Genomic DNA, 13,065 nt, shown 5'->3' on the forward strand with positions numbered 1-13,065 from the left:
ACTTTTGGTTTGTGATATCAAAGTTTCTGGTTACTATTTTACCCAAGGAGTGGAAGAAATGGCTTCATTACAAACAGATTTCTTAAATGGAATGTCCAATCTACAAATCAACGACGAAGAAGTTAACATCAAGGTGCTGAAGGCGGACGGTCGCGTTGCCGATTTTCGTGCGAAAAAAATCTATAAGGCGATTCAAAAAGCGGAACGCTTTTTATCCGAACAAAATGAAGAAGCGGTTTTCTATGATGCGAATGCAGTCGTCAAACGGGTAGTGGATAAACTTGTCGCTTCCGATGCTGAAAGTGTCTCAACGGACGACATCCATGAAACTGTGGAAGAAACGCTTGCCGAAATGGGCAATACGGCGCTAGCTGAAGCCTATAACACTTATAAATTGACGAAAAAAGTCAAAAAATTGCAACAGCAGGATATCGAATTGCGCATCCAAAGCCTGATGAACGCAGATCAGAGCGTCGTAAACGAAAATGCCAACAAAGATAGCCGCGTTTTCAATACCATCCGTGATTTGACGGCTGGGGTTGCGGCGAAAGCGATCGGCTTGAGACTGTTGCCGAAGCACGTATCCAATGCCCATCTAAAAGGGGACATCCATTACCACGATTTGGACTACCAACCATACTCGCCGATGACGAACTGCGTCCTGATCGACTTTCAAAATATGTTGAAGCAAGGATTCAAAATCGGTAATGCGGAAGTGGATAGCCCCCGCTCCGTCAATACGGCCACGGCACAGATGGCGCAGATTTTTGCGAATGTCGCTTCCAGCCAATATGGCGGCTGCAGTGCGGACCGTGTCGATGAACTGTTGGCTCCTTATGCCCGTTTGAATTACGAAAAACATCTGGAGACCGCAAAAGAATGGGTCGATGGCGAAAAGAAACAAATCGCTTTCGCAAAAGACAAAACAAGAAAAGATATTTACGATGCGATGCAAAGCTTGGAATATGAAATCAATACGCTGTACACTTCCAATGGCCAAACCCCTTTCACCACGCTTGGGTTCGGATTGGGAACGGATTGGTTTGCTCGGGAAATCCAAAAAGCCATTCTGCAAGTGCGCATCAAAGGTTTAGGCAAAGAAAAGCGGACAGCCATCTTCCCTAAATTGATTTTTGCATTGAGAAAAGGAACCAACCTGGAAACACAGGATCCCAATTATGACATCAAACAATTGGCCATCACTTGTGCGACCAAGCGGATGTACCCGGATGTCCTGATGTACGACAAAATCGTCGAACTGACCGGCAGTTTTAAGACGCCGATGGGATGCCGCTCCTTCCTGCAGGGCTGGAAAGATGAAAACGGCGAAGAAGTCAATTCCGGCCGCATGAACCTGGGTGTTGTGACATTGAACATCCCAAGAATCGCCTTGGAGTCCGAGGGGAATATCGATGCCTTCTGGAGCCTGTTGGAAGAACGTTTGGCCATTTGCAAGGATGCCCTCGTTTATCGTCTGGAACGCACAAAAGAAGCGACACCGACGAATGCCCCGATCTTATACCAACATGGCGCCTTCGGGAAACGCTTGGCTGAGACGGACTCGGTGGATGAAGTATTCAAAAACAAACGCGCGACCGTTTCCTTGGGCTACATCGGTCTTTATGAAGCGGCGACCGTCTTCTACGGATCGGAATGGGAAACGAACAACGAAGCAAAAGAATTTACTTTGGCGATCTTAAAGAACATGAAAGAGAAGACGGATGCTTGGGGAAATGAATTCGGCTATCATTTCAGTGTCTACTCGACCCCGAGCGAAAGCTTGACGGATCGCTTCTGCACGATGGATACGGAAAAATTCGGCGTGATTGCGGATATCACGGACAAAGAGTACTATACGAACAGCTTCCACTACGATGTCCGCAAGAACCCGAATCCGTTCGAAAAAATCACTTTTGAGATGGACTATCCGAAATATACGAGCGGCGGCTTCATCCATTATTGCGAATACCCGAACCTGCAACAAAATCCGAAAGCGCTGGAAATCGTTTGGGATTTCGCCTACGACAAAGTGGGCTATTTAGGTACCAATACGCCGATTGACCATTGCTTGGCATGCGGCTTCGAAGGGGATTTCAATCCGACTGAACGCGGCTTCCAATGTCCGGAATGCGGCAATACCGATCCGAAAACATGCGACGTCGTGAAACGGACATGCGGCTATCTCGGCAATCCGCAGATCCGTCCGATGGTCCGCGGCAGACATAAGGAAATATCCGCGCGTGTAAAACATCTGCATAACAAATCTGAACAATAAGGTGATCATGAGTGAAAAATCCCCAACCGAAAGAATGGCTGGCAGAAAAATACAGCAACTATAAAGTGGCGGATTACAAACCGTTCAATTTTGTCGACGGCGAGGGCGTACGGTGCAGCCTCTATCTGAGCGGCTGTCTGTTTGCCTGCGAAGGCTGCTACAACAAAATTGCTCAAAATTTTGACTATGGCGTTATGTATACGGATGAGTTGGAGGAACAGATCATGGCCGACCTGCGCCAGCCTTATGTGCAGGGCTTGACGCTTCTGGGTGGTGAACCTTTCCTCAATACGCAAGTCGCGCTGCGGCTTGCTGGACGCATCCGGGCAGAATTCGGCGACACGAAGGACATCTGGAGCTGGACCGGTTATTATTGGGACGAATTGGCTGAGGAATCCGAGGATAAACTGGCATTGCTGAGCTTGATGGATGTGCTGGTCGATGGCCGCTTCGACCTGTCCAAGCGCGATTTGACATTGAAGTTCCGCGGCAGTTCCAACCAGAACATCATCGATGTGAAAAAATCGCTGGCAGCCAACGAAATGGTGCTGTGGACGAATGGCTATGATGAACGTGCATGACTAAGCCCTTGACGGGGTTTTAAGATAAAGAAAAATAGGCGAATATTTTGGGCATGTCCCTTCATATTCGCCTATTTTTTTGTGCAGTTATGGATTGTCCACGGCTCCGATGATATTTATTGCGGCAAGGACAGGATAGGGATTGATGGCACTTGCGTATTCGCCGACGGTCAGCTGAGTTCTTTGGAGATTGAAATCGACAGCATCTGCATCCTTTATTTTTTGTTTTGCCGATTCTGAATGGTATAATATTTTTTAGTGAAACGTTTTCAAAAAATAGAACTTATCAAGAGAGCGGGTATGACATTTGAAAAAGGTTAATATTGGCAATTCGGGGTTGATGGCGTCTGAAATTTCACTGGGCATCATGCGGATGAATGTTTTGACGCACGAGGAAGCTGTAAAAGTGATTCAAACGGCATTGGATAATGAAATCGACTATTTCGACCATGCGGATATATACGGCAAAGGGGATTCCGAGGCAATCTTCGGGAAAGCTTTCAAAGAAGTCGGCCTTTCACGGGATAAGGTGCTGCTACAGACTAAGTGCGGCATCATCCCCGGCGAGATGTTCGATTTTTCGAAGGAGCACATCATCGCATCCGTCGAAGGAAGCCTGAAACGGCTGCAGACCGATTACGTGGATACGCTGTTGTTGCACCGTCCGGATACGCTTGTGGAACCGGAAGAGGTTGCGGCCGCTTTCGACGAGCTGGAAAAAACAGGCAAGGTCCGTCATTTCGGCGTCAGCAATCAAAATCCGATGCAGATCGAATTGCTGAAAAAAACGGTGACGCAACCGTTGTTGATCAACCAGCTGCAATTGAGCATCACCCATGCACCGATGATCGATGCCGGCTTCAATGTGAATATGGTAAACGGAGCTTCCATTGTCCATGACGGGTCCGTTTTGGAATACAGCCGGATTACCGATATGACAATCCAGCCATGGTCTCCGTTCCAGTCCGGCAACGGCAAAAAAGGCATCTTTTTAGACAATCTGGATTATGTAGAGCTGAATGAGTTAATCGAAATAATGGCCGATGAAAAAGACGTTTCCCGGGAAGCAATCGCCATCGCTTGGCTGCTGCGCCATCCTGCAAAAATGCAGCCGATTGTGGGCAGCATGAATCCGGACCGCATCGCGGCCATTTGCCAGGCTTCCGCTGTATCGCTGAGCCGTACCGAATGGTATGCCTTATACAAAGCGGCAGGGAAGATTTTGCCTTAAAAATGGAGTAAAAAAAAAGAGCCAATCGAGGCTCTTTTTTTACTTCATCAAAGAAGAATCGCTTAATTCGGAAGGCACATCGAATGCAGGCAGAACGGGCACATCCTTGTCCAAGCGTACGCTATCATACAGATCGAATTCGCCGTTCAACTGCTGGGTGACGGTCGTTTTTTGATCAGGAAGGGAGACAACGGATGTGTACGTCATCGATTCCAAATAAAAGGATTTGGCATCCAGGATGATGCGGATGTCATAGGTCGTCTGCTCGGATGGGAATGACTCGAACAGAGCGTTGATTTCTTTGTTGATGGTTTCGCCTTTTCCCTTGAAGGTAAGGACGTACGCGTCGCCTTTCCGGACCATGTCACCGTTTTCGGCAACGATTTTAGCCAATTGTATGAATGTCTCCAGGGGATATATCTCCAGGCTGCGCAAGGGTATATCGGGCGTCGCCAACTGGGTCAAGGTCCCGTCGTCGGTCTGGATGTAGCCGACGTCTTCGGTAATGTATATCTCCAGTTTTTCTGTGGGTTGATCCGTTTTTTTATTGATCCTTTTTCCGTAGCTCGTTTTTTTCTCCGGAAAAATGGACGCATCGGAAACGCTGTATTGCTCCGTCGATTCCGAGGTGTTCGTCAGGGCTTCCTTGTCCGTTGTCGTTTTCAGGCTGACCAATTGATGATAGCTTTGCAGGCTGGCGGAACGGGTGGTAAGGTTCTGCAAAACCTCCTCATTCGAAAGCTCCTTGCCGCAAGCGGCAAGAAAGAATAGGGGGAGGATGAGAGCCGATAGGATGATTCTTTTCAAGATTGCGTCCTCCAAAATCATATTTTAGCCTATGGGAAAAGTTATCGTTTAAATAATAAATTGCTTTGTGTCGTGAGGCTTTTCTCATTGTACAAGAGAACACGCCTTTTTAAAAGGCGTAATCTGAACTCCTCGCGACTTTAATCATGAGTGGCTAACGGTGCGGAGGTTACTTTGCGGGAAGGGAAAGAGAAACATCCAACAAACCAATCCTGAACAAGGGGTATGGTTCTGACACCGTCGAAAACAGGCACATAACGGATGCATCCCGTATACCGAAGATGATGGCGCATGTCTTGTGCGAACGAAGGAACAATATCCAAACCTTAATTAAAAAAAATAGGGTGAGCTGCGTTTAAAACAGAAAAAACCGCTCCCTTCCCGGCCGTAAAGGCCGGGAAGGGAGCGGTTTTTTATCTGCAGATGTTGCAGCGTTTAGGATAAAGTCAATCCAAATATTCTTTTTCGATCGTCTTGGTGCTGCGGATGGTGTCGAATTGGCGTACCAACCCTTCGATTTCAGAACGTTTATTCCTGAATTTTGGCGGCAAGGCCAGTTGTTCACCCAATGTTTCGTAAGGCTCTTCGTCATCGATGAAGCCGGGTCCCTCCGTCGCAAATTCGAACAGGATGCCTTCCGCGATGTTGGCGTATAGCGATTCGAAGTAGAAACGGTCCACGTATCCTGAGATAGGGAAATTGTATGAACTCATCTGTTCAATCCATTCCTCCAAAGCGTGACGGTCTTTCACGCGGAAGGCCATGTGGTGAACGCTCCCGAAGCCTTGACGAGCTTGCGGAAGTACCACGTTATGCTCCACAATCATGCGTCCGCCGTTGCCGCCTAGTCCCACTTCAAACAGGTGGACATCCCCATCGGAATCAGTCTGACGGAAACCCAACACGATTTCCAAAACTTGTTTGTAGTAGTCGAAATTTGCGATCCGGACAAAAATCGGACCCAAACCGCGGATGCCGTATTCGTTCGGCACCGGCCCTTTTTGCCAAGGTGTGCCGGGTGCTACCCCATTGTCGTTTTCGTCGGATACCAATTGGTACAATTGCTCGTCGTAATCCTGGAAATCGATGACTTTTCTGCCGAATTGCTCATGGATGCCGGAGTGTTTGACGCCGTATTTGTCAAAACGTTTGATCCAGTAGGCTAAAGCTTCATCGCTCGGCACGCGGAAGCCGGTTTTGAATATTTCATTTGTTCCTCTGATGGCTTTCGGAATGCCCGGGAAGTCAAAGAAGGTCATATCGGTTCCGGCACTTCCACGGTCATCCGCAAAGAACAGATGATAGGTTTGGATGTCATCTTGATTGACGGTCTTTTTGACGAGGCGCATGCCCAATACATAAGTGAAAAATTCATAGTTTTTTTCTGCGCTGCTGGTGATTGCTGTTACATGGTGAATGCCTCTTAATTCGTTCATTATTCGATTCCTCATTTCAATAATTTTATGTATTCCGTTTCGGATATTCCCAATTCGAAGCATTGCTTCAAAAGAAAAATCAGCCATTAGCTAACTTAAAATAAGTATATAACGGATCGTATAAAGATGCAAGCATTTGGATCCGCATTTTTTCTACTACCCCCAAAAATGAAATCTGAAAAAGAACGCATTTGAAAAAGCCGAGTCCCGATAGCTCGGAAAAGGCAATCCGCACGAAACGGTGTATAATGTAGCCAGTGAAGCCGCTTCACTGAATTTTGTGATGGGACAACCAAACAATCCCTTGAAAAAGGTAGAGATACAATAGAACGAAAAGAAAGGCAGTGATTGGATGGCAAGAAACGGATTGATTATGCAGTATTTTGAATGGTATTTGGACGATGACGGACAATTGTGGAACCGTCTAAAAGAGGACGCGGGACATCTGAAGGCTTTGGGTGTCACTGCCGTCTGGACCCCGCCGGCGTATAAAGCAACGGGTACAAACGATGTCGGTTATGGTGTCTATGACCTGTACGATTTGGGTGAGTTCGATCAAAAAGGTTCCATCCGCACCAAATACGGCACGAAAACAGAATACTTGGCCGCGATCCAAGCGTTGCACGCAGAAGGGATCGCCGTCTATGCGGATGTCGTATTGAACCATAAGGCAGGGGCGGACGAAACGGAACGCTTCTTGGCTTACGAAGTGAACCCGGATAATCGCCAAGATAAAACGACAAAACCATATGAGATAGAAGGCTGGACGAAGTTCACCTTCCCTGGCCGGGGGGATGCCTATTCCGCTTTCAAATGGTCATGGGAACATTTCACCGGCACGGATTTCAATAACGAAAACGGCAAGAAAGCCATCTACATGATCAAAGGCTTCGAAAAAGGCTGGGCCGATGATGAGAGCGTCGATGGAGAGCACGGCAACTTCGATTATTTGATGAACTCGGATATCGATTACAGCCATCCCGCCGTCGTCGAAGAAATCAATAAATGGGCGGATTGGTACGTCAATGAGACCGGGGTGGACGGCTTCCGTCTGGATGCCATCAAGCATATCAATAGTCACTTTGTGGAAGCGCTGGTCAAAACGATCCGCGAAAAACATGGGGAAGATTTCTATGTAGTGGGGGAATATTGGAACTACAATTATGGCGAACTGGAAGGATATCTGGAAGCGACCGAATTCACCTTTGATCTGTTCGATGTGGCATTGCACCAAAATTTCCATTTGGCATCCCAGCAGGGGAAGGACTTCGATATGCGCAAGTTGTTCGATAACACGCTGATCGCCAAAAACCCGACGCATGCCGTAACCTTCGTGGACAATCATGATTCCCAGCCGGAACAGTCGCTACAGTCCTATGTGGAGCCTTGGTTCACACCACTGGCTTATGGCGTCATTCTGTTGAGGCAAGAGGGCTTCCCTTGCTTATTCTACGGGGATTACTACGGCATTAAAGGACCGCATCCCGTCGAGGGGCAGAAAGGCATCATCGACAAGCTCCTGTACTTGCGGGCAAACCATGCCTATGGGGAACAACACGACTATTTTGACCATGGCAATTGCGTAGGATGGACCCGTTCCGGGAATGAAGAGCATCCCTTCGGATTGGCCGCTGTATTGAGCAACAGCGAGGAGGGCTTCAAAGAGATGTTCGTCGGCGAGCAATATGCCGGCAAGACGTTTGCGGACTATACCGGAAACCGCGGAGATAAAGTGGTGATCGCTGAAAACGGCAATGGCCATTTCCCAGTCAACGCCGGTTCGCTGTCGGTTTGGGTGCAGGACGGCATCACGCCGGAAGAAGCTTTCGAAGCGGAAGCAACCGAAGGCCAAGAACAATAAAACTGGAGAAAAGAGTGTCCTTTCCGATCCATCACACTCTTTTCATAATCAAAAAGGCGAGGAATCCGAATGGAATCCCTCGCCTTTTTGATTATCTTTTTGTTATTCGCATTCGCCGACGATAGTGAATCTTTCGTTGATCTGCTGCGGTTTTTCTGTTTCGTCAAATACAGCTAAGGTATGCACCAGAATCAGCGTTATGGTGCATATCTTTGGGATCCGGTCCATTAAGGGATGGCAATGACATTTTGACTTTGTTTGTCGAAGAAATGGGATTTGGTCATGTTGAAGGCCAAATCGATATGATCACCCGGTTCATGGAAGTCGCGGGCATCCACGCGGGAAATGAACTCGGTGCCGGACACTCTGCTGTAAAGCATGGTTTCTGCGCCCAGCAATTCGGACACGACCACTTCCACATTCAAGGTACAATTTGGATTTGAATCGATGACGATCTGTTCGCTTTGGATGTTTTCCGGACGGATGCCGAAAATCAATTCTTTGCCGTTGTAGCCCTTTTCTTCCAATACTTTGCGTTTTCCTTCCGGTAAAGCCAGTTTCAAGCCTTCGCCGTTTGTGATGACGCCGTCCTGCAGCGTAACGTTGAAGAAGTTCATGGCGGGAGAGCCGATAAAGCCGGCTACAAACATGTTCACCGGTGTATCATAGACTTCTTTCGGGGAACCGATTTGCTGAACGAAACCATCCTTCATGATGACGATGCGATCGGCCATGGTCATGGCTTCCGTTTGGTCATGCGTCACGTAGATGGTCGTCGTATTCAAACGGCGGTGCAACTTGGCGATTTCCGCACGCATGGCAACCCGCAATTTTGCATCCAAGTTGGACAATGGTTCATCCATCAGGAACACTTTTGCATCACGTACGATGGCACGGCCAAGCGCAACCCGTTGTCTTTGGCCGCCGGATAAAGCGGCGGGTTTGCGTTCCAGATAATCCGTCAATCCCAATATCTCGGCGGCATTTTCAACGCGTTGTTTGATGTCTTCTTTTTTATATTTTCTCAATTTCAATCCGAATGCCATGTTGTCGAATACGGTCATGTGCGGATATAAGGCATAGTTTTGGAAAACCATTGCGATATCGCGGTCTTTTGGCGCTACATCGTTCATCAGCGTATCGCCGATGATCAATTCGCCTTCTGAGATGTCTTCCAAGCCTGCGATCATGCGCAAAGTCGTGGACTTGCCGCAACCGGAAGGGCCGACGAAGACGATGAATTCGCGATCGTGGATATGCAAATTAAAATCAGTGACGGAATAGCTGTCCGCATTATCGTATTTTTTATGGATATGGTTCAATTGGATTTCTACCATTATTGTGTACCTGCCTTTTATTTGGTTTGTATTTCGGTTATGCTTGTATCATAAATGAAAGCGGATTACCCGGCTAGGGAATAGTGCCTAAAAAAGTAGGCGTTTCTTTGTGCAGGTTGACGAATGCGTTTACATTCCGCGCTTTCAGAAAGAATCATCAAAAAAAACAGGCATATTCAAAGAAAGGGCATATCTGAATGGTAGAATCGGTAGTGCCGCGAAATGATTTGCGTTTCCGGATGCCTTTTCGGGTGCAGCAACGGAAAACGATGAAAAGTGACGGGAAATTTGATAGAATGGATTTTTTAGTAAATATTTTTAGATGATGCAGTCAATCAGAGGCGATAAAGGGGAATAGTATGAATAAACGAGGATTTGAAGTAATAAGCAGTTATGCCGGAAAAGGCATAAATTTACCGATGAGAGCAACGAAACATGCCGCGGGATATGATTTTGAAGCGGCGGAGGAAGTAAGCCTGCCGGCCATCTGGAAGACGGCCATCCAAAGCGTCAGCGCCCATTTATGGGATTTCTTCGGCGATGACCAAGAGCAAATGAACGAAAAACAGGAAAAAAAGATGAAGCCCGTATTAGTGCCGACCGGCATCAAAGCCTACATGCAGGAAGACGAATATCTGCAATTGACGAACCGTTCCAGTAATCCCTTGAAAAATTTCATCGTATTGCCGAACGGAGTAGGCATCGTGGATGCGGATTATTACAATAATGAAGGCAATGAAGGCCACATCTATTTTCAATTTTTGAACTTCGGTTTGCGCGATAAGGTGATCCATAAAGGCGACCGCATCGGGCAAGGCATCTTCCTACGCTTCTTGAAGGCGGACCAGGATGAGACAAGCGAGAGCGAACGCGTAGGCGGATTCGGTTCATCCGGGCAAGCGTAAAAAGAAGCTTAAAAAGAAAAGCATTTTCGGCAACTATTTCCGGATTGTTATACGTAGATTGCGCTTTTATGTGATAAAATAAGGTAGATTCGTTCTTGCCGGAAGGAGAGGTTTAGTTGGCAAAGAAAAGTGCAGTGAAATTCGTTTGTCAGGCTTGCGGCTATGAGTCTCCGAAGTGGCTGGGCCGTTGCCCGAATTGCGGGGCCTGGAACCAAATGGAGGAAGAACGAGAAGCGACAAAAGCGGTGAAGCAACAACAACGTTCAAACTTCACGGGGCACGTACCGCAAGCGGTCGTGATCGAAGATATCAAAACGGAAAATATTCCGCGCGTCAAAACGGAGATGGAAGAGGTCAATCACGTATTGGGTGGCGGCATCGTGCCGGGTTCCTTGATACTGATCGGCGGGGATCCCGGCATCGGGAAGTCCACGCTGCTTCTGCAGATTTCCGCACAAATCAACAATGCCGGACATCGGGTCCTCTACATTTCCGGAGAAGAAAGCGCCGGCCAGATCAAAATGCGGGCCGAACGTCTGGGCGTGAAAGGCACCGATTTTTACATCTACCCAGAAACCGATATCGATGCTATCCGGGAAACCATCGAAAAAATCAAGCCGGATTTCGTCATCGTGGATTCGATCCAAACGATGATTCAGCCCGAGAATAACAGTACGGCCGGCAGTGTTTCGCAAGTCCGCGAATGCACAGCCGAATTCATGCGCATCGCGAAGACGAATGATATCGCAATCTTCATCGTCGGCCATGTGACGAAGGAGGGGGCCATCGCCGGTCCGCGGATGCTGGAACACATGGTGGATACGGTTCTGTATTTCGAGGGCGACAGACACCATTCCTTTCGGATTTTGCGTGCCGTCAAAAACCGTTTTGGTTCGACCGACGAAATCGGCGTTTTCGAGATGATCGAAGGCGGTCTGCGCGAAGTGAAGAATCCATCGGAAATGTTTCTTGAGGAACGCTTGGCGGGTGCTTCCGGCTCGGCAGTGGTGGCTTCGCTGGAAGGGACACGTCCGATATTGGCGGAAATCCAATGTTTGATAACCCCGACAGCTTTCGGCAATGCGCGCAGGACAGCCAGCGGATTGGACTACAATCGCGTCGCGCTGATCATGGCGGTACTGGAGAAACGTGCGGGCTTGCTGCTGCAAAACCAAGATGCCTATTTCAAGTCGACCGGTGGCGTGAAATTGGACGAACCCGCCATTGATTTGGCGATCGCCGTCAGCATCGCGTCCAGTTATTGGGATGTCGAAACGTCTGCATCGGAATGTTTCATCGGCGAAATCGGACTGACCGGTGAAATCCGCAGAGTCAATCGCGTCGAACAACGCGTCAATGAAGCCAAAAAATTGGGATTCACCAAAGTCTACCTGCCTAAAAATAATATGGCTGGCTGGAAACATCCCGAGGATATTCAAATCATCCCTGTCACAACGATTCAAGAGACTTTACACAAAGTCTTTCCGAATAAAAACTAAAAACAGATAGAGGGAGAGGGAAGCTTTTGAAAAGGAAAATAATCACGGCTGTTTTTCTGCTGGTAGGCGGAAGCGTTGGCGTCACAGCGATGCCATACTTTTGGGAACTGGTGGGAATACAGACCAACGCTTTCAACAATGTTTTCGTTAATTTTGGGTTAGGTGCACTTATATTTTATTTATTATCATTTTTATTGATGAAATTTATTTTGGACGTTATGCAAAAAATCGAGAATTACTTCAGCACGTTGTCGGTCAGCTACATGCTTTTTGGATCGATCGGCACAATCGTCGGTTTGGTCTTAGCCTGGCTGATCGGCCTGCCGTTGACGGCGTTGCGGATTCCTGTCATCAATGATATCCTGCCATCCATCCTTTCTTTGATCCTAGCCTATTTGGGGTTCCGGGTCGGGACAACGAGAATCGAAGAATTCCGCAAGTTGTTTGCTGCGAAACCAAAGAAACAGGAAGATGGGCAGATGCTGGACCGGAAAGCCGACGATACGTTCCGAAAATATAAAATCCTGGATACAAGCGTCATCATCGATGGCCGTATCTATGATATCGCCAAAACCGGTTTCCTTGAAGGTGTCATTGTGATTCCGAATTTTGTGCTGCGCGAATTGCAGTACATTGCCGATTCTTCCGACAGCCTGAAAAGGGTGAGAGGCAGACGCGGCTTGGATATCTTGAATAAGCTTCAAAAAGAAGAAGATATCATTGTGGAGAGCTATGAAGGCGAGTTCGAGGAGATTCCAGAGGTCGACAGCAAATTGATTCGCTTGGCAAAATTGATCGATGGCATCGTCATCACGAACGATTATAACTTGAACAAGGTCTGCGAATTCCAAAACGTTCCCGTATTGAACATCAATGCTTTGGCGAATGCAGTGAAACCTGTCGTCATTCCGGGTGAATACATGGTCGTTACCGTCATCAAGGTCGGGACGGAACGCAATCAAGGGGTAGCCTATTTGGATGACGGCACCATGATCGTTGTCGAAGACGGACAACATTACATGAACGAAACAATCGAAGTGGTCGTGACCAGTGCGTTGCAGACTGCAGCAGGCAGAATGATTTTCGCCAAACCGGTCCACTCGCAAAAAGGAATCAAAGAATAAGAACAGCTA

10 protein-coding genes are annotated in these 13,065 nt (G+C 47.7%); 7 read left to right on the forward strand and 3 right to left on the reverse strand.

Annotated features, from left to right (window positions below; translation table 11 throughout):
• The first annotated feature begins 58 nt into the window (after nucleotides 1–58).
• The 3 genes from nrdD (at nucleotide 59) to BM101_RS07135 (ending at nucleotide 4,087) form a co-directional block, all read left to right on the forward strand.
• On the forward strand, nucleotides 59–2,275 hold the full coding sequence (gene nrdD, locus BM101_RS07125) for an anaerobic ribonucleoside-triphosphate reductase (RefSeq protein ID WP_087034060.1): 2,217 nt from the start codon (nucleotides 59–61) through the stop codon (nucleotides 2,273–2,275).
• Nucleotides 2,276–2,286: 11 nt separating this feature from the next.
• Nucleotides 2,287–2,856, forward strand: coding sequence for an anaerobic ribonucleoside-triphosphate reductase activating protein (gene nrdG / locus BM101_RS07130; protein ID WP_087034061.1), 570 nt, complete (start codon nucleotides 2,287–2,289; stop codon nucleotides 2,854–2,856).
• A gap of 307 nt (nucleotides 2,857–3,163) precedes the next feature.
• Nucleotides 3,164–4,087: an aldo/keto reductase gene (locus BM101_RS07135; RefSeq protein WP_087034062.1), complete on the forward strand. Its 924-nt coding sequence runs from the start codon at nucleotides 3,164–3,166 to the stop codon at nucleotides 4,085–4,087.
• Between the two features lie 39 nt (nucleotides 4,088–4,126).
• Here the strand turns inward: BM101_RS07135 and BM101_RS07140 are convergent, their stop codons facing one another.
• Nucleotides 4,127–4,894: a DUF6612 family protein gene (locus tag BM101_RS07140; RefSeq protein WP_087034063.1), complete on the reverse strand. Its 768-nt coding sequence runs from the start codon at nucleotides 4,892–4,894 to the stop codon at nucleotides 4,127–4,129.
• A gap of 446 nt (nucleotides 4,895–5,340) precedes the next feature.
• The gene (locus BM101_RS07145; RefSeq protein ID WP_218149901.1) at nucleotides 5,341–6,333 is read right to left on the reverse strand and encodes a VOC family protein; all 993 of its coding nucleotides are present in this window, start codon (nucleotides 6,331–6,333) and stop codon (nucleotides 5,341–5,343) included.
• 349 nt (nucleotides 6,334–6,682) lie between these two features.
• Between BM101_RS07145 and BM101_RS07150 the strand changes: the two genes are divergently transcribed.
• The gene (locus BM101_RS07150) at nucleotides 6,683–8,191 is read left to right on the forward strand and encodes an alpha-amylase (RefSeq protein WP_087034065.1); all 1,509 of its coding nucleotides are present in this window, start codon (nucleotides 6,683–6,685) and stop codon (nucleotides 8,189–8,191) included.
• A 227-nt stretch (nucleotides 8,192–8,418) separates the two neighbouring features.
• Here BM101_RS07150 and BM101_RS07155 read toward each other — a convergent pair whose 3' ends face one another.
• On the reverse strand, nucleotides 8,419–9,528 hold the full coding sequence (locus BM101_RS07155; protein WP_087034066.1) for an ABC transporter ATP-binding protein: 1,110 nt from the start codon (nucleotides 9,526–9,528) through the stop codon (nucleotides 8,419–8,421).
• A gap of 359 nt (nucleotides 9,529–9,887) precedes the next feature.
• Between BM101_RS07155 and BM101_RS07160 the strand changes: the two genes are divergently transcribed.
• From BM101_RS07160 to BM101_RS07170, 3 genes are all read left to right on the forward strand, one after another.
• Nucleotides 9,888–10,433, forward strand: a complete 546-nt coding sequence (locus tag BM101_RS07160) for a dCTP deaminase/dUTPase family protein (protein ID WP_087034067.1) — start codon at nucleotides 9,888–9,890, stop codon at nucleotides 10,431–10,433.
• Nucleotides 10,434–10,549: 116 nt separating this feature from the next.
• A complete protein-coding gene (radA, locus tag BM101_RS07165; RefSeq protein ID WP_087034068.1) occupies nucleotides 10,550–11,932 on the forward strand; it encodes a DNA repair protein RadA in 1,383 nt (460 codons plus the stop codon).
• Nucleotides 11,933–11,958: 26 nt separating this feature from the next.
• A complete protein-coding gene (locus BM101_RS07170; RefSeq protein WP_087034069.1) occupies nucleotides 11,959–13,056 on the forward strand; it encodes a PIN/TRAM domain-containing protein in 1,098 nt (365 codons plus the stop codon).
• Nucleotides 13,057–13,065 lie beyond the last annotated feature (9 nt).

Origin of the sequence: Trichococcus palustris (genome assembly GCF_900114465.1) — a bacterium.
GTDB classification, from domain to species: domain Bacteria; phylum Bacillota; class Bacilli; order Lactobacillales; family Aerococcaceae; genus Trichococcus; species Trichococcus palustris.